The sequence below is a fragment of the Streptomyces sp. NPDC058375 genome, assembly GCF_042723425.1.
GTDB classification, from domain to species: Bacteria; Actinomycetota; Actinomycetes; order Streptomycetales; family Streptomycetaceae; genus Streptomyces; species Streptomyces durocortorensis.
Window position 1 is genome coordinate 1 of the sequence record NZ_JBHXJG010000035.1, and the last position, 15646, is coordinate 15646.

A 15646-nucleotide genomic window follows, 5' to 3' on the forward strand; every position below is an offset into this window, starting at 1 on the left:
CGGTGGGGCGTAACCGGAGCGGTGGCGGCAGCGGTGCAGGTCAGGCGGTCGCGCCGAAGCCCCCGGCCTTGACGCCCGCCACGAAGGAGGTGAATGCGGCGGCGCGGACGGTGAGGGCCGGGCCGCCGGGGTTCTTGGAGTCGCGTACGGGGACGATGCCGGTGGTGGACGCGGTGCGCGGGGCCCACTCGACGCAGGTGCCGCCGTTGTCGCTGTAGGAGGACTTGACCCACTGCTGGGTCGTGGAACAGGTCGTCATCGATGGGCCGCCCCTTCGTCGCTGTTCGGTCGTGGCTGCGGTCGGTGCTACAGCTCGCCTGAGGTGATACCCGCGACGAACGTCCTGAATACGGTGGCGCGGACGGTGAGGACCGGGCCGCCGGGGTTCTTCGAGTCACGTACGGGGACGATGCCGGTGGTGGACGCGGTGCGCGGGGCCCACTCGACGCACGAACCGCCGTTGTCGCTGTAGGAGGACTTGACCCACTGCTGGGTCGTGGTTTCGGTCGTCACGGGGTGCCCTTTCGATGCTGGTGGATCATGTCCACGGTATCTGTCTGGGACAGAGACACGGCCTGCAACTGATGGTAGGCCCTCACCATCGGGATGACAGAGCTGAGTTCACGGTCCAGATGCCCTTGGGTCTCGGACTCGACGTAGGAGACCGCGGACCGGTCCTGGAGCGTCAGCAGGTTCACCAGCCGATTGAAGGGCCGCTGCTCACCGACGCTGAACGGGGCGATCTGCAGCATGGTGTGGGACTGCGTGGCGAAGTCGACCAGATACTGCAACTGCGCGTCCATCACGGCAGGGCTGCCGATCGGTCGGCGGATGCAGCTCTCGTCCAGCTCCGCGATCAGCATCGGCGGCACGGTGCGTAACAGCGCGCCCTGCCGTTCCATGAGTAACGAGACGCGTTGATCGGCCTGTTCGGTGGTGATGACGCCCCGGTCGACCGCCCCGCGCGCCAGCGCCTCCGCGTACTCCCGGGTCTGCAACAGCCCTGGGATGACACCCACCTCGAACAGCCGGATCTCCGCCGCCCGGCCCTCCAGCGCCACGTACTCCGGGAAGCCCTGCAACAGCACCCCGTGCTTGATCTTGCGCCACTCGCGCTCGAACGAATCAGCGGTTCCCGTAAAGCTCATCGCCACGTCAACGGCGATCGAGAACTTGCGAGTTGGGGACTTGTGGCACAATTCCACGCCGGAAACGTGCCGCCCCGTGTAGCCGATGCGCGCGCCGAGGTCGTCCTGTTTCCAGCCCCGTGCTTCGCGCTCCCTACGCAGACGTGCTCCGTAGGCAGCCTCCGGGCCCCCGTCAGGGTTCACTTCTTTGCGGTTGACCAACGTATCCCCCAGGTCCGAAACGTTGAAGACATCTCCACGCTAGGCCACGCTGAGTCGCCCCGGTAGTCGTTCGGCTACAGAGAGGAGCGAACGGTGTACGGCGAGAACGCCAGCCCGAATACGGAGTCGCCCCCGCATGTCCCGGACCCCGGGGCCCTCCTCGCGGACACCAGTCGCGGTGACCGTGTGGGGGAGTTCCAGGGCGTCGCCGGTCCGTACTGGTCCCTCCGGCCCGTCGGCGGCGGGCGCGAGTGGGAGGTCGAACCCCGTTACGTACGGCCCGCGTTGCTCATGGAGCAGCTTCGGGCCCGTACCGCACGGCTCAACGCCCGCAGCCGGGGAGAAGTGCTGTGAGGGCGGCCGCGCCGGTCGACGGCGGGCAGGGGTGCGCCGCGTGAGGAATCAGGATTACGTCGCGGCCGTCACGGCCAAGGCCGGTGGCCGGGCCCTCCGGCTCGGCGGGGTCGCTTTGCTGAACCGCCGGCTCGTTCTCCGCTGGCTCCGGCGGCAGGCGCTGCGGCTGGCGGACGGGCACGGGCGGTATCTGCCCCCGGCCGCCCCGTGGCTCGGGGCGCGGGACGTCCGGCCGGTCGCCTTCCACGGTTCCGACGCCCCCGAAGCGCTCCGGGCGTGGGCGGGCGACCACGGCAGCCAGGACCACGCCATGAGCGCGCTGGAATCCGGCCGGCCCGCCCTGCTCACCGTCGTCGACCCCTTCGTGGGGCTGCGCGTCACCCTCGGCGCGTGGCCCGTGGACCTGTGCGGGTGGGCGGCGGAAGCCTCGGCGAACCATGCGGTCCCGCCCCGTACGGAAGGGGAATGACCGGATGCTGCAATGCACCGCCGTCACCCAAGTCCCGTATCCGGAAACGCTGCTGGCGCTCGCCACCATGGAGGGCGGGCCCGCGCACCCGGCCGACATCGTGGAGCCGGAGGACTTCGTCCTGTGCGAGCTGGGCGACCACGACGAGTCGGCCGAGCACGCCGCGCACCTGTGGACGGCGGACACCCCGGGCGACCGGGACCTGTGGTTCCTCTGGTCGGGGACCGGAGCCCACCGCGTCCACCGACTCGACACGCTGCCCCTGTGCCCCGCGGTGCTCCGCGTGCTGGCGACCCGAGCGGTCACCACGTGTGCGTACTTCGACCACCACCCCGGGCCGCACTCCTTCTCCGTGACCGACCCGCTCGGCGACCTGATCGCCGAGCACGTGCACAGCGAGGTCCGGCGACTGGTCTCCGAGGACGAGGCTCCTGGCGGCACGCCCGACGCCCCTGACATGCCCGACGTACCTGACGTACCCGACACCGACGCGCCCTGACGGCGACCGGAGGATTCCCACCCCATGGACCAGTGCACCGCCGTAACCCTCCTGCCGCCCCCGGAGTTCGTGATCCGGCTCGCCGCCCCCGGTGAGCGTCGCCCGGAGGCCGGACACCTCCTCTGCGAGCTGGCCACCGAGCACGACGGCGACCACGCGATGGCGTTATGGGACAACGACGCGAACCGCACCGCCGTCTGGGCCCGTTGGAGAGGTGAGCGGGCGACCCTGGCGGAGCTGAGCTGGTGCGCCGCGATCGACCCCCGGGGCGAGGACGCGTGTGGGCTGTACGTCGACCACCCCTCCGCCCACGACTGGGACATCGTCGATCCGACGCTCGCGGCGGTGGACGCGGTACTCGCGCGGGAGCACCCGCATCTCGCACCGCGTGACGGTGCGTGACAGTGCTGACGGGAGCGCCAGGGGCGACGATCTCATGGGCGGCCGGACGACGGTCTCGGCCCGCGCGCCCCCGAGCCGACCGCTTTCCCTCCCTGCGCCCCCTCGGAGCCCTTGACGGCCGCCGCGCCTCGGAGGAACGCTCGTGCAAAGTGATGCAACCCTCAACAGCGGGAGCAGGCCATGGCTTTACGGTTCCTCGGCATCGACCCCGAATCTCCCACCGACGAGTCGCCGACGATCTGGCTTCACGAGGAAACGGGAGATCTCCTGATCCAGTCGTACCGAGCGACTGAGGCCGAAGTGAATGACTGCAAGGAAGTCGGCTCCCTTCCCGGCCACTCCACCGACGTCCCGGACAACGAGACGATCATCCGGCTCCCGGCGGCTATGCTGGACTACCTTCCCGCTCGTCGGGGAGATGACGGCGGTGGAGAGGCGGGACGTGCAGCCCCCGGCGCGTAATGCTCTGGCGCGATCTCAACGATCGGCAGTCCACCTTGAGTTGCGTGACTCGTACATGCTCGACGACCCCGGGTACATCGCATGGCAGCGAGGCGAGCGGCTGGACCGTGCCGAGCGGACGGCCTGGTGGGGCGGCTGGCACGATGCGGTGCACGAGGCCGTCGGCCGTGGCGTGGCGGTCCGGCGTGCCCGAGTGGTCTCCGAGCCGATCAGCGACTATGTGCGGTACGAGTACGACAGCACGTTCACGAACATCGCGGCCGGTGAAGTCGTCCGTTGGCTGCCCAGGCGGCGGGCGACCGGTCTCGCCCTGCCCAGCACGGACTTCTGGGTGTTCGACGGTGGGCAGGTTCTTTTCCACCACTTCACCGGCAACGGGCAGTTGGACGAGGACGGACGGGAGTACACGGACGATCCGGTGCTGGTGAAGCTGTGCGCGGACGCCTTCGACGCCGTATGGGAACGTGCTGCGCCGCATGAGCAATTCCGGCCCCGCTGATCCCGTCCCACCATGGCTGAATCTCCTTCCTCAAGTGCTCAGCAGGCCCGGCGGATTCTCGCGGATCGGCTTGCCGGCCTCTGCCGGGACGCCGGGCTGACCGGGCGCGAGATCGCCGTCCGCTGCGGCTGGCACCCATCGAAGTCGTCGCGGATCATGAATGCCCGCACGCCCCCGTCCGCCGCTGACATCCGGGCCTGGAGCCGGGCGTGCGGGGCGGAGGACCAGACCGCCGACCTCCTCGCGTCGCTCCGGAACGCCGAAGGAATGTGGATCGGCTGGAAGCGGATGGAGCAGGCCGGGCTCAAACAGGCGCAGCAAGCGCGGCTACCGCTGTTCGAGCGCAGCCGTCGCTTCCGGTCCTACTCGTCATGGTTCGTGCCGGGGCTGATCCAGACACGCGGGTACACGGAGGCGGTCCTGCGAGCCGTGCAGCGACGACGCGTCGAGGTCGACGACGTGGCCGAGGCGGTGGCCGCACGAGTGGAGCGGCAGCGCGTGCTGTACGAGGGCGGTCGCCGATTCGCGTTCCTCATCGAGGAATCGGTGCTGCGGAACGGCATCGGCGGAACAGACGTCCTCGTCGGGCAGCTCGGTCATCTGCTCACCGTGGGTTCTCTGCCCAACGTCAGTCTGGGTGTGGTCCCGCTGGGTGCGGACCGTTCCAGGATGCCCGTGGAGGGGTTCTGGATCTTCGATGCCGTACAGGTCAATGTCGAGCTGGTCTCCGGGTATCTCACGATCACACAGCCCAGCGAGGTCGCGATGTATGCCGAAACCTTCGTTGAACTGGCGGAGATGGCTGTTCACGGCGCGAACGCGCGTGCATTGATCACGGCTGCTCTGGACTCTCTCCGGTGAATCGGTGCAACCGCGTGCAACAACGTAGCTCCCCTGCCCGTCCCTTCCTTACGGTCACGTCATCGAGACGGCCGACGGAGAGGAACGGACAGCCATGGGCTGGGGAACAGGCAAAGGCGGCGGCGGTGGCGACGGAAAGCACGCGGGCGGTAAGGATCCGGGCACCGCGAAGCCGTCATCGGACACCGCCAAGCCCGCGCCGGAGCCGAAGCACAAGGGGAAGTAGGCGCAGCGCAGATGGAGCTGAACGCAGTGGACGAGCGGGCCGGCGTCGTGTCCGCCATGAGCGCCGGGCTGCTGAGCTCGGTGAACGAGAGCCTCGGTGCTCCCATGGCTCCGGTCTGGGAAGCCGCCTTCCGGGGCGTACCCCGGCACGCGTTCCTGCCCGGGACCGTGTGGGTGGGGGACGGCCTGGTGCGGTGCGACCGGGAGACGGCCCCGGCGGAGTGGCTGCTCCACGCCTACGCCGACACCGCCGTCGTCACCCAGGTCAATGACGGGGAGACCGCCGCACCGGGGGAGCGCTGGGCCTCGTGCTCGGCCTCCGCCCCGTCCATCGTCTTCCGGATGCTCGACCTGCTGGACGTACGGCCGGGCCACCGCGTCCTGGAGATCGGCACCGGTACCGGGTGGAACGCGGCGCTCCTCGCGCACCGCCTCGGGCCGGGCCGGGTGACCACCATCGAGGTGGACCCGGAGCTGGCGGCGACCGCGGCGGGCCGGCTTGAGGACGCGGGACTGGATGTACGGGCGGTCCAGGGCGACGGGGCCCGGGGACGGGAGGCCGGCGAACCCTACGACCGGGTGATCGCGACCTGTTCCGTACGGGCCGTTCCTCCGGCGTGGATCGCGCAGACCCGGCCGGGCGGCGTGGTCCTGGTGCCGTGGGAGTCGCCCTGGTTCTGCTACGGGCTGCTCAGACTCACCGTGGACGGCTACGGCGGTGCCTCGGGCTTCTTCTCGCCGCACGCGGCCTTCATGCTGATGCGCGGGCAGCGGACGGACCTGCGGATCTTTCGCGATGTGGTGCGTGACAGCCACGTACCGCGGGAGTCTTCGACCCGGCTGCCGCCCGGGGCCATCACCGGTGAGGACTGGGCCGCCCAGTTCGCGATCGGCCTCCGGCTCCGTGACGTATGGCGGACCTGGCACGAGAACCCCGATGTGGAGGGTGTCGACTTCCGACTCTGGCTGGCCACCACCGACGCGACCTCCTGGGCGGCCGTGGACGTGGACGGGCGGATCGCCGACCGCTTCACCGTGTGGGAGCACGGGCCTCGCCGGCTGTGGGAGGCGGTCGAGGCGGCGTACGGCTGGTGGTGCGATGCCGGGCGCCCGGGGCCGGAGCGGTTCGGGCTGACCGTCGCTCCTGACGGCACACATGTGCCGTGGCTGGACACTCCGGACAGCCCGGTGCCGGTCCTCCTCTGACGGGCGCCCCGTCCACGACTGGAACGTCACCGATCCGACTCTCGCGGCGGTGGACGCCGTACTCGCGGGGGAGTACCCGCATCTCGCCCCGGTGACGGCGTGTGATTCCCCCTCGCGGCGGCTCCGCGTCGGAATGATGGCGCACATGTCAGAACACCCCGAAAGCGGTATCAGCGACAAGAGCCATAAACCGGATGGATCCGGCCGGTCGCGGCGCCGGCTCATCCCGATGACCGGTCGTGACCCCGAGGAGAACGGCCGGTTCTCCTCACCGCTGGAGCTGCTGTTCGACCTGACCTTCGTCGTCGCGGTCGGTACGGCGTCGTCCCAGTTCGCGGAGCTCCTCGCCGAGGGGCACATGGGGCACGCGGTCATCGCGTTCGTCATGGCGATGTTCGCGATCAGCGTCGCCTGGATCAGCTTCAGCTGGTTCGCCTCGGCCTTCGCCACCGACGACTGGCTCTACCGGATCCTGACGATGGTCCAGATGATCGGGGTCGTCGTCTTCTCGCTCGGCCTCCCGGCGATGTTCCACTCCGTCGACGAGGGCGGCCACCTGGAACTGCGGGCGATGGTCGCGGGGTACGTCGTGATGCGGATCGCGATGGTGTTCCAGTGGGCGCGTGCCGCACGGGAGGCGCCCGAGTACCGGGGCGTGTGTCTGGCCAACATCCGCTGGACGGTGATCGCCCAGGCCGGGTGGGTCGTCCTGGCCTTCGTCGGACTACCGGTCTACGCCGTGTTCGCGGCGTTCGTCGTCCTCGGCGCACTGGAACTGGCCCTGCCGGTCTTCGCCCAGGGCGCCGCGGGCGGCACGCCGTGGCACCCGCACCACATGGCCGAGCGGTACAGCCTCTTCGCGATCATCGTGCTCGGGGAGAGCGTGGTCGGCACGGTCGCCTCATCGGGCGAACTGCTCGGCGGGGCCGACGGCACGGCCTGGACCGGGAACGCGATCGCCGTCGTGGTCGCGGGGGTCGGCCTGACCTTCGGTATGTGGTGGGTCTACTTCACGACCCCGTTCGGCGAGGTCCTGGAGCGCCGCCGCAACCGTGGCTACCTCTTCGGCTACGGCCACATCCCGCTGTTCATCGGCATGGCCGGAGCCGGGGCCGGACTGCACGTGGCGGGCCTCTACCTGGAACACCACACGGAGATCCCCGAAACGACGGTCGTCCTCGCCCTGGCCCTCCCGGTGGCCCTCTACCTCCTGGTGGTCTACCTGCTGCACACCCTGCTGCTCTCGGCGGCCGACCGCTTCCACCTGCTCCTGATCGCACTGACCCTGGCGGTCCTGCTGGCCGGCTGCCTGCTGGCCGTGACGGGAGCGCCGTTGGCGGTATGCCTGATCGTCGTGATGCTCGCGCCCTTCGTGACCGTGATCGGTTACGAGACCCTCGGGCGCGAGCATCAGCGGCGCATGCTGGAGGGGATCGGGGTGGGGTAGAGCCCGCTCAGGCGTCCGACGGCCCGCCGGCCGGGTCGCTCAGCAGCAGGGTGATGCCACACAGGCCGCCCAACAGCCAGGCGACCAGCATCCACGTCCCCGAGCCGAGGGCGAGCAGCGCGGTGAAGGCGACGGTCGACGCCGTGACACCGGCGACCGCCGCACGCCGCGGACCGCTGCCGGCGTCCCACTGGCGGCGCAGGAAGCCGGACCGTCGCCAGGTGCTCCAGAGGGCGACACCGACGATCACGGTTTCCACCGCGACGAACCCGGCGGGAACCGGCGGCAGGCTGACCGCTTCCGCCTCGCCGCGCCACAGGGCCAGGAGTCCGGCCCGCCGCATGCCGCAGGTCGCATGCCGTACCGGGAGGGGCCGCCCCCTGGTGGCAGTCGCTGTCCTCAGATCGAGAACCGCTCCTTCGCCAGCAGTGGGCGCACCCGGGTCCGGAAGCCGCCGGTGCGGAAGGGGCGCTGGAGCAGGCCCGGGCGCAGTTCCTGGGCGAGGGCGGCGGCGATCATGCCCTGGTCCAGGGCGAGCATGAAGTCGCTGACCCGGCCCGTCGACACGTTCACCGAGTCCCGGAAGCCGAGCCCGTCCTCGTACGCGCCGAAGTCCCGTTCCAGGGAACGGAGGTTGGCCACCGCCTCCCGGCCGGCGTACGGCAGGGCCAGGAACGAGGCGTGCGGGGTGACCACGCCGTTGGTGAACGCCGAGGGGGGCGGGAGCGGTTCGCCGTCCTCGGTGTGCGTGCGGTCCGTGTTGGAGGCGTAGCCGTCGACGGCCATGCCGAGCGCGTCCACCCCGTACTCCTGGTAGCCGTCCTCGGGGACGTTGGCGGGGGAGAAGCCCCAGTAGCCGTACTCCGCCTCCCGCAGGCCGTGGTCGATCTGGCCGCGTACGTAACGCTGGTGGGTCACGCCCCACGCGCGCGGCGACCACTCCGGCTCCGGCACGAACAGCGGCACCATCAGCGCCTCGAACATCGAGCCGCCCCAGGTGGGGAGCACCTTCCGGCCGCGGTGCGTGTAGTGGCCGTTCCATACGCGTACGCCGTCGACCGTGACGTAACCGCCGCCCGGCTGCTGCTCCTGCTCGTGCTCCGGCAGCATCGTGCGCAGCAGATGCCAGTAGTGGCCGCCGGGGAGCGAGCCGTCGGCAATCCCCAGGTAACTCGCCATGCGCGGCTCGGTGTTGAGCGCGCCGTAGTGGTGCGGGGTCGGCTCCTCCGTGTCCGTCCAGACGCCGCCGCGCAGTTGGCCGGGGCCCGCCACCGGGTCCGCCGGGTCGAACGGCGTGTAGAAGTACGACCAGTCGGCCGTGGCCAGGATGCGGTTGATGCGGGGGCGTAGCGTCGGTGCCGCGTCGGCGGCGATCCGCAGGCCCGTCACCAGCCACGCGTTGTCCACCGAGGAGAGGAACGGGCGGACCGGGTCGCCGGTCCCGGGCCACTCGGTCAGAACCGAACCGTCGTGCGCGTCGTACCAGTTGAGCCAGAAGCCGTGGTGGCGATCCAGCTTCTCGACCGCCGTGACCGTACGGGTCAGGGCCCGGAGCATCGCCCCCTCGCCGATCACGCCCAGCCCTGCCGCCGCCACCGTCGACCACAGGCCGCAGCCGATGTTGGTCGGGGAGGTCTGGGGCGACTGGGCGGGGGCTCCGGGGGCGCTGAGGTCGATCTTGTCGGTGACCAGGCCGAAGTCGGTCGTCATCGCCTCGATCGAGCGGTACGTGTCGGCGAACCAGTGCTTGAGAAGGCGGGGGTCGGCCGGGGCCGCCGCGGTCGTGGGGGCGGTTACGGCTCCGAGCGACAGGGCCGCGGCCCCGGTCCCTGCGGCGGTGAGAAACGTGCGACGGTCCATCGGTCCGGCTCCTGGTGGCAGAAGGGGCAGAGGGGAACGGTGCTCGTGCGGGCGGCTCGGGGGCCGGCGGTCGTCAGGTTCCGCCGGCTCCCGGGCCGGAGGGAGCCGTCAGGTGGCTCCCCGTGCGAGGGGCGTCCCCCGGGTGCCGGTAGACGCCGGAATGACAACGCCCCCGGGGTTCGGTAGACGCCGGAACCACGGCGTCCCCCAAGGTTCGGGAGACACCGGAATTACGCTGCCGTGCGCGGGAGTTCGCGCGTGCGGCCCAGCGAGCCCAGCCACTTCGCCGAGTCGCGCGGGGTGCGCTCGAAGGTCTCCCAGTCGATCGCGATCAGGCCGAACGTGGCCTTGTACGTGCCCCACTCGTAGTTGTCGAGCGCGCTCCACGCCAGGTAGCCCCGGATGTCGAGGCCGTCCTCCAGCGCCGAGGCGACCTCGCTCAGAGCGCCCGTGTAGTAGTCGATCCGGCGGCTGTCGTCGGCGGTCGCGATGCCGTTCTCCGTGACGATCAGCGGGACGTCCCCGACGACCTCGGCCGTGTGGCGCAGCGCCTCACCGACCGCGCCCGGGTAGTACTCCCACGTCGTCAGCGTCCGCTCGACGTCGTCGGCCGCCGGGATCGGGCCGTCCGGGCCGATCCGCGTACGGGTGTAGGACTGCACGCCGATCCAGTCGTCGCCGCGCGCCGCCTCGATGAAGACGTCCTCGCGGGGGTGGCGGTAGGCGGCGGTGACGTCCTCCGCGCCGGGGAGGGCCTGGTAGACCTGGTTGGCGATGGTCCAGCCGACCTGGATGCCCGCGTCCAGGGCCCGGACCTCCTTCACCGCCGCGTGGTGGGCGGCGATGACGGCCTCGGTCGTCTCGTCGTCGGGGGTGGGCAGGCCGGCGGGCGGGAAGCTGTTGTCGCCGCGCTTGGCCTGGCCCGCCATCACGGCGATCATGTTCGGCTCGTTGATCGTGCAGACGTGGGAGACCCCCTCGGAGATCACCGGGGCGCAGGCCGCCACGTACCGGGCGAACAGCTCCACCGCACCCTCGGCCGTCCAGCCGCCGCGCGCCTCGAACCACTGCGGGACCGTGAAGTGGTGCAGGGTCACCATCGGGCGCAGGCCGCGCTCGATCGCGCCCTCCACCATCCGCCGGTAGTGGGCCAGTTGGGCGCGGGAGAAGCGGCCCTCGACCGGCTCGATGCGGGCCCACTCGACGGAGAACCGGTAGTCGGTGAAGCCGAGGGAGGCCAGCAGGTCCATGTCCTCGGGCCAGCGGTGGTAGCTGTCGCAGGCGTCCAGGCTCGGCTCCGCGATGTGGGTGCCGGCGGCGTGCTCCTTGACCCACCAGTCGCAGTCGGTGTTGTTGCCCTCGATCTGGTGGGCGGCCGTGGACGCGCCCCAGAGGAAGCCCTCGGGGAACGGGACGGACGTCGTCGACGGGGCCGGGTTCGGGTTCGGGGCAGGGGTGTTCGTCATCGCGACATGTCTTTCTGGTGGTGGTGTGGGGTGTGGCCGCGCCGCGTCGTTACGGGGTGGGGCGCGGTCTCTGTTACGTGAAGTGCCTCGGCGTAAGCGCTACTTCATGCCCGCCGTGGCGATGCCCTGCGTGAAGTGCCGTTGCAGCGCGATGAAGACGACCAGCACCGGCAGCACGATCAGGAAGGCCCCGGCCATCAGCATCCCGTTGGAGCCGCCCGCCTTGTTGGGGTCGGTGGCGAAAGTCGCCAGGGCGACCGGGAGCGTGTACTTCTCGGGGTCGTTGGTCGCGATCAGCGGCCAGACGAAGTTGTTCCAGGAGCCCAGGAACGTGAAGATCGACAGCGTCGCGAGCGCGGGCTTCACCAGCGGCATCACGATCCGCCAGAAGATGTACCACTCGCTCGCGCCGTCCATCCGGGCCGCCTCCAGCAGCTCGTCCGGGATCGACTGCATGAACTGCCGCATCAGGAAGACCCCGAAGGCCCCGGCGGCGAACGGCAGCACCAGACCGGCGTAACTGTCGATCAGCTGGAGCTTGCTCATCAGCACGAACAGCGGCAGCAGCATCAGGTTGCCGGGCACCATCAACGCACCGAGCACCAGGCCGAAGACCTTGTTGCGGCCGACGAAGTTCAGCTTCGCGAGGGCGTACCCGAGCATCGAGCAGAAGACCAGGTTCGAGACGGTCACCAGGACCGCCACGATCACCGAGTTCATGAAGTACAGCGGCAGGTCCAGCTTGTCGAGCAGCTGCCGGAAGTTGGTCAGCGTCCACTCGGTGGGGATCCACACCGGCGGGCTCGCCGACAGCTCGCTCTGCGTCTTGAAGGCGGAGATCCCCATCCAGAGGAAGGGCGCCGACATGACCAGCAGGCCGAGCGAGAGCAGGACGTAGGTCAAGGGGCGGGCGATGCTCCGCTTTCCGCGAGGCCCCTTGTCCAGGTGCTTGGCAGGGGCGCTGCTGGTGGCGCTCATTTCGTGTTGTCCTTCAGCAGTCGGAGCTGGAGCACCGTGATGCCCATGATCACCACGAAGAGGACGTACGCCATGGCGCTCGCGTAGCCCATGTGGAAGAAGTTGAACCCTTCGCGGTACATGTTCAGCGAGACCGTCAGGGTCGAGTCGGACGGGCCGCCCTGGGTCATCACGAACGGCTCCTCGAACACGTTGAGGTAGCCGATCGTCGTGATCACCGTGGCGTACAGGACCGTCGGGCGCAGCAGCGGAATCGTGATGGAGCGGAACTCGTGCCAGACGCTCGCACCGTCCAGCTTCGCCGCCTCCCGCACCTCGGTGGGGATCGCCTGGAGGCCCGCGATGAACAGCACCATCACCGTGCCGACGTTCCGCCAGACCGCCATGACGATCAGCGACGGCATCGCCAGCGTCTCGGAGCCGAGGAAGTCCGGTGCGGTCCAGCCCACTTCGGAGAAGAGGCCGGCGATCAGCCCGTCGCTCGGGTCGAGCACGAACCGCCAGACGACCGCCACCGCGACGATGGTCGTGACCACCGGGGCGTAGAAACCGACCCGGAAGAAGGTCCGCGCCCGGTCGATGCCGTTGTTCAGCAGAACGGCGACGACCAGCCCGATCCCGATCGTCAGCGGTACGCCGACGACCACGAAGTACCCCGTGTTGAAGAGGGACGTGAGGAACTTCTCGTCGCCGAAGAGCTCGACGTAGTTCTCGAATCCGATGAACTCCGCCTCCCACGGGCGCGTCACATTGCGCAGCCCGAAGTCGGTGAAGCTCATCGCCAGCGTGGCGAGGATCGGGAACGCCATGAAGACGGCGAACAGGACGAGGAACGGGGTGGAGAACAGCCAGCCCGCCGCGTTCTGCATGCCCAGCGTCCGCTTGCCGCGGCTGCCGCCTGCGGGGGCGGGGGACGGTTGGCCCCCTGCCTTCGCGGGCCGCGCGGCCTTCTCGGTCGTGGTGGTCGAGGTGCTCATGGCTACTGCTTCACGAGGTCTTCGATCTCGGACTGCGCGGTCTTCAGCGCGTCCTCGGCGGAAGCCTTGCCCTGCGTCACCTTGGCGATGGCCTGGTCCACCTTGTCGGTGATCTCGGTCCAGTTGGCCAGGGAGGGCGAGGACTTGGCGGTGTCCATCTGCTTCTTGAAGGTCTGAAGGTCGGCGTCGTCGGCGAGCGCGCCGGACTCCCACGCGGAGGTGTTGGCGGGCAGGTCCTTCGTCCGCTCGTACCAGTCGGCCTGACCCTTCGTGTCGGTCAGGTACTGGATGAACTCGCCGGCCGCCGCCTTGTGTTCGCTGTCCTTGGAGACGACGAGCGAGGATCCGCCGGCCATGGAGGTGGAGGAGGCGTCCGCCGGAACGGGCGCGATGGCCCACTTGCCCTTGATCTGCGGCTGGCCCTCGTTGAGCAGCGTCACGTGCCAGGGGCCGCCGAAGAACATCGGTACCCGGCCGTTGCCGAAGTCCTTCACCACGTCGTAGCCGGGCTGCACGGACTTGTTGGCGAGGCCCTTGTCGAAGTAACTGCCGTACTCCTTGAGCGCCTTGACGGCCTCGGGGCTGTCGATGACCGCCTCGCCGTCGGCGTTCACGATCTCGCCGCCCGCCGAGTACAGGAAGGAGGAGAAGTTCTGCACGGTGTCCAGGCCGCTGGGCTGGATGGACAGGCCCCACTTCGTCCCGGCCTTCTTCTGGTACGCCCCCGCCAGGTCCTGGAGCTCCTTCCAGTTCGCCGGAGCCTTGCTCACGCCCGCCTTCTCGGCGAGGTCCGTGCGGTAGTAGAGGACACGGGTGTCGACGTACCACGGCACGCCGTACGCGGTGCCGTCCACCTCGCCCTGCTCCCAGCCCGCCGGGAAGAAGTCCTTCTTGTCGAAGACCTTGGTGTCCACCGGCTCCAGCACGCCGAGTTCGGCGAACTCGCCCATATAGCTCCCGCCCATCTGCGCCACGTCGGGCAGGGCGCCCGCCGCCGCGGCCGAGACGAGCTTCTGGTGGGCGACGTCCCAGCCGATCGGGGTCACCTTCACCGTGATGTTCGGATTGGCCTTCTCGTAGACCTCGGCCACGTCCGCGAGCTTCTCGCCCTCGGCCCCCATGGCCCACACGGTGAGAGTCTGCTTCTCGTCCGCCGCGACGTCGCCGCCGGAGGAGCCGCAGGCGGAGAGGGTCACGGCGAGCGCGAGCGCTATGCCGGCGGGAGCGGTTCTGGCGATGCGGGACATGGGAGGGCTCCTCCTTGAGCAATCCGGATGCTGCGCTATGCGCTATGTATGCGCTGCCTGTAAGCGCATACATCACTCTGCGCCAGACGTTCGGGAATCCGCAAGAGGGTGGCGGGTCACACTCGTGCAACGCGCTCGGCATCTCGGCGTCTTGCCACCCGACTTCTCGGCGGCCTGTCCTTGTGCCGATGCCTGTTCTTGATGCCGATGCTTGTCGTTGAACCGTAAACGCGCTGTTTGTGGAACAACAGGCGATGTGACCGATTCGTCGTCCCGGGGGTCGGCGTCCCGCCGACGAGTCGGCGTCTACCCTCGCCGCATGGCCTCATCCGTCGCGCTCTCCCACGGCTTCCCGTTCGACCCGGCCTACGGGTACGACGCGCCGGACGCCCTCCTCGCCATCCCCGCACCGCCCGCCCCCGACGACTTCGACGCGTTCTGGCGGGGGCGGTACGCGCGAGCCCGCGCGGTCGACACCCGCCCGGTCCTCGGGCCGGCCGAGGAGGAGCGGGGCGGCGTACGGATCCACGGGGTCGCCTTCACCTCCGTGGGCGGGGTCAGGCTCGGCGGCTGGGTCGCCCTGCCCGCCTCGGGCCCTGTGCGGTACGGATTCGTCGTCGGGCACGGGTACGGCGGCCGTCAGCGGCCCGGCCGGGACCTCCCGGCCCCGCTTCCCGGGGCCGCCGCGATCCTGCCCTGCGTACGGGGCATGGGGGAGCGGAGCCGGGTGCCGGGCATCCCGGACGTGGCCGACGCGCACGTCCTGCACGGCATCGGCTCCCGCGAGACGTACGTCATCGGCGACTGCGCGGCCGACCTGTGGTGCGCCGCCTCCGCCCTGACGGAACTGGTGCCCGAGCTGGCCCGGGCCGGCCTCCCGGGCGGGCCCCGCCTCGGCTACCTCGGCGAGAGCTTCGGCGGCGGGCTCGGGGCCCTCGCGCTACCCTGGGACGACCGCTTCGGCGCGGCCCAGCTCACGGTCCCCACGTTCGGCAACCACCCGCTGCGGCTGACCCTGCCCTGCGCGGGCAGCGGTGAGGCGGTCCGGGCGCACCACCGCGAGGACCCCGAGGTCACCGGCGTACTCCGCTACTTCGACGCGGCGACGGCGGCTACCCGGCTGACGCTGCCCACGCTGGTCGCGGCCGCGCTGTTCGACCCGTCCGTGCCGCCGCCGGGGCAGTTCGCCGTGCACAACGCGCTGGCCGGTGAGCGCGAGCTCCAGGTGCTGACGGCGGGGCACTTCGCGTACCGGGGGATGGTGGCCCAGGCGGCGGAACTCGACGCCAACCGGACGCGGTTCTTCGGGGAGCGGCTGGGGCCGGCGGTCTGACGGGCCCGGCGG

19 protein-coding genes are annotated in these 15646 nt (G+C 70.1%); 10 read left to right on the forward strand and 9 right to left on the reverse strand.

The window, feature by feature from the left end; all coding sequences use genetic code 11:
• Positions 1 to 40: 40 nt before the first annotated feature.
• Genes ACFWM7_RS08790 through ACFWM7_RS08800 form a run of 3 tightly spaced genes read right to left on the reverse strand, consistent with a single transcriptional unit; the run spans position 41 to position 1349 of the window.
• Positions 41 to 259, reverse strand: coding sequence for a DUF397 domain-containing protein (locus tag ACFWM7_RS08790; RefSeq protein ID WP_383256863.1), 219 nt, complete (start codon positions 257 to 259; stop codon positions 41 to 43).
• 47 nt (positions 260 to 306) lie between these two features.
• On the reverse strand, positions 307 to 513 hold the full coding sequence (locus tag ACFWM7_RS08795) for a DUF397 domain-containing protein (protein WP_383256866.1): 207 nt from the start codon (positions 511 to 513) through the stop codon (positions 307 to 309).
• Entirely contained in the window at positions 510 to 1349 is an 840-nt protein-coding gene (locus tag ACFWM7_RS08800) for a DUF5753 domain-containing protein (protein ID WP_383256869.1), read from the reverse strand. The genes ACFWM7_RS08795 and ACFWM7_RS08800 overlap by 4 nt, the downstream gene beginning before the upstream one ends.
• A gap of 93 nt (positions 1350 to 1442) precedes the next feature.
• Here ACFWM7_RS08800 and ACFWM7_RS08805 point away from each other — a divergent pair, with 93 nt between their 5' ends.
• From ACFWM7_RS08805 to ACFWM7_RS08845, 9 genes are all read left to right on the forward strand, one after another.
• Positions 1443 to 1703, forward strand: a complete 261-nt coding sequence (locus ACFWM7_RS08805; protein ID WP_319599824.1) for a hypothetical protein — start codon at positions 1443 to 1445, stop codon at positions 1701 to 1703.
• Positions 1704 to 1743: 40 nt separating this feature from the next.
• Positions 1744 to 2172, forward strand: a complete 429-nt coding sequence (locus ACFWM7_RS08810; RefSeq protein WP_383256873.1) for a hypothetical protein — start codon at positions 1744 to 1746, stop codon at positions 2170 to 2172.
• A 4-nt stretch (positions 2173 to 2176) separates the two neighbouring features.
• Positions 2177 to 2671, forward strand: a complete 495-nt coding sequence (locus ACFWM7_RS08815; RefSeq protein ID WP_383256875.1) for a hypothetical protein — start codon at positions 2177 to 2179, stop codon at positions 2669 to 2671.
• A gap of 24 nt (positions 2672 to 2695) precedes the next feature.
• On the forward strand, positions 2696 to 3073 hold the full coding sequence (locus tag ACFWM7_RS08820; protein WP_383256877.1) for a hypothetical protein: 378 nt from the start codon (positions 2696 to 2698) through the stop codon (positions 3071 to 3073).
• A 180-nt stretch (positions 3074 to 3253) separates the two neighbouring features.
• A complete protein-coding gene (locus ACFWM7_RS08825; protein WP_383256879.1) occupies positions 3254 to 3535 on the forward strand; it encodes a hypothetical protein in 282 nt (93 codons plus the stop codon).
• Positions 3492 to 4034 (forward strand): DUF6879 family protein, encoded by a 543-nt coding sequence (locus tag ACFWM7_RS08830; protein WP_383256882.1) that lies wholly within the window; start codon positions 3492 to 3494, stop codon positions 4032 to 4034. Before ACFWM7_RS08825 ends, ACFWM7_RS08830 begins: the two co-directional genes overlap by 44 nt.
• A 12-nt stretch (positions 4035 to 4046) precedes the next feature.
• Positions 4047 to 4895, forward strand: coding sequence for a helix-turn-helix domain-containing protein (locus tag ACFWM7_RS08835; protein ID WP_383256884.1), 849 nt, complete (start codon positions 4047 to 4049; stop codon positions 4893 to 4895).
• Between the two features lie 237 nt (positions 4896 to 5132).
• The gene (locus tag ACFWM7_RS08840) at positions 5133 to 6326 is read left to right on the forward strand and encodes a methyltransferase domain-containing protein (protein ID WP_383256887.1); all 1194 of its coding nucleotides are present in this window, start codon (positions 5133 to 5135) and stop codon (positions 6324 to 6326) included.
• A 229-nt stretch (positions 6327 to 6555) separates the two neighbouring features.
• Positions 6556 to 7773: a low temperature requirement protein A gene (locus tag ACFWM7_RS08845; protein WP_383256890.1), complete on the forward strand. Its 1218-nt coding sequence runs from the start codon at positions 6556 to 6558 to the stop codon at positions 7771 to 7773.
• 7 nt (positions 7774 to 7780) lie between these two features.
• Here ACFWM7_RS08845 and ACFWM7_RS08850 read toward each other — a convergent pair whose 3' ends face one another.
• From ACFWM7_RS08850 to ACFWM7_RS08875, 6 genes are all read right to left on the reverse strand, one after another.
• Positions 7781 to 8116 carry a hypothetical protein gene (locus ACFWM7_RS08850; protein ID WP_383256892.1) on the reverse strand — a complete coding sequence of 112 codons (336 nt, stop codon included), beginning with the start codon at positions 8114 to 8116 and terminating at the stop codon, positions 7781 to 7783.
• 56 nt (positions 8117 to 8172) lie between these two features.
• Entirely contained in the window at positions 8173 to 9633 is a 1461-nt protein-coding gene (locus ACFWM7_RS08855) for a glucoamylase family protein (RefSeq protein ID WP_383256894.1), read from the reverse strand.
• A gap of 230 nt (positions 9634 to 9863) precedes the next feature.
• Complete coding sequence (locus ACFWM7_RS08860) at positions 9864 to 11099, reverse strand: glycoside hydrolase family 1 protein (RefSeq protein WP_383256896.1); 1236 nt, start codon at positions 11097 to 11099, stop codon at positions 9864 to 9866.
• Positions 11100 to 11198: 99 nt separating this feature from the next.
• Positions 11199 to 12077 (reverse strand): carbohydrate ABC transporter permease, encoded by an 879-nt coding sequence (locus tag ACFWM7_RS08865; protein WP_383256899.1) that lies wholly within the window; start codon positions 12075 to 12077, stop codon positions 11199 to 11201.
• Positions 12074 to 13054 carry a carbohydrate ABC transporter permease gene (locus ACFWM7_RS08870; protein WP_383256903.1) on the reverse strand — a complete coding sequence of 327 codons (981 nt, stop codon included), beginning with the start codon at positions 13052 to 13054 and terminating at the stop codon, positions 12074 to 12076. Before ACFWM7_RS08870 ends, ACFWM7_RS08865 begins: the two co-directional genes overlap by 4 nt.
• 2 nt (positions 13055 to 13056) lie before the next feature.
• Positions 13057 to 14301, reverse strand: coding sequence for a sugar ABC transporter substrate-binding protein (locus ACFWM7_RS08875; RefSeq protein ID WP_383256906.1), 1245 nt, complete (start codon positions 14299 to 14301; stop codon positions 13057 to 13059).
• Between the two features lie 319 nt (positions 14302 to 14620).
• On the opposite strand from ACFWM7_RS08875, the gene ACFWM7_RS08880 reads away from it, so the two are divergent.
• On the forward strand, positions 14621 to 15634 hold the full coding sequence (locus tag ACFWM7_RS08880; protein WP_383256909.1) for an acetylxylan esterase: 1014 nt from the start codon (positions 14621 to 14623) through the stop codon (positions 15632 to 15634).
• Positions 15635 to 15646 lie beyond the last annotated feature (12 nt).

Bases quoted from the DNA above. Each gene is read 5' to 3' on its own strand.
- ACFWM7_RS08815 (WP_383256875.1), top strand. From the start codon at position 2,177: ATGCTGCAATGCACCGCCGTCACCCAAGTCCCGTATCCGGAAACGCTG.
- ACFWM7_RS08855 (WP_383256894.1), bottom strand. From the start codon at position 9,633: ATGGACCGTCGCACGTTTCTCACCGCCGCAGGGACCGGGGCCGCGGCC.
- ACFWM7_RS08840 (WP_383256887.1), top strand. From the start codon at position 5,133: ATGGAGCTGAACGCAGTGGACGAGCGGGCCGGCGTCGTGTCCGCCATG.
- ACFWM7_RS08850 (WP_383256892.1), bottom strand. From the start codon at position 8,116: ATGCGGCGGGCCGGACTCCTGGCCCTGTGGCGCGGCGAGGCGGAAGCG.
- ACFWM7_RS08835 (WP_383256884.1), top strand. From the start codon at position 4,047: ATGGCTGAATCTCCTTCCTCAAGTGCTCAGCAGGCCCGGCGGATTCTC.
- ACFWM7_RS08880 (WP_383256909.1), top strand. From the start codon at position 14,621: ATGGCCTCATCCGTCGCGCTCTCCCACGGCTTCCCGTTCGACCCGGCC.
- ACFWM7_RS08825 (WP_383256879.1), top strand. From the start codon at position 3,254: ATGGCTTTACGGTTCCTCGGCATCGACCCCGAATCTCCCACCGACGAG.
- ACFWM7_RS08865 (WP_383256899.1), bottom strand. From the start codon at position 12,077: ATGAGCGCCACCAGCAGCGCCCCTGCCAAGCACCTGGACAAGGGGCCT.
- ACFWM7_RS08830 (WP_383256882.1), top strand. From the start codon at position 3,492: ATGACGGCGGTGGAGAGGCGGGACGTGCAGCCCCCGGCGCGTAATGCT.
- ACFWM7_RS08870 (WP_383256903.1), bottom strand. From the start codon at position 13,054: ATGAGCACCTCGACCACCACGACCGAGAAGGCCGCGCGGCCCGCGAAG.
- ACFWM7_RS08820 (WP_383256877.1), top strand. From the start codon at position 2,696: ATGGACCAGTGCACCGCCGTAACCCTCCTGCCGCCCCCGGAGTTCGTG.
- ACFWM7_RS08860 (WP_383256896.1), bottom strand. From the start codon at position 11,099: ATGACGAACACCCCTGCCCCGAACCCGAACCCGGCCCCGTCGACGACG.
- ACFWM7_RS08845 (WP_383256890.1), top strand. From the start codon at position 6,556: ATGACCGGTCGTGACCCCGAGGAGAACGGCCGGTTCTCCTCACCGCTG.
- ACFWM7_RS08875 (WP_383256906.1), bottom strand. From the start codon at position 14,301: ATGTCCCGCATCGCCAGAACCGCTCCCGCCGGCATAGCGCTCGCGCTC.
- ACFWM7_RS08790 (WP_383256863.1), bottom strand. From the start codon at position 259: ATGACGACCTGTTCCACGACCCAGCAGTGGGTCAAGTCCTCCTACAGC.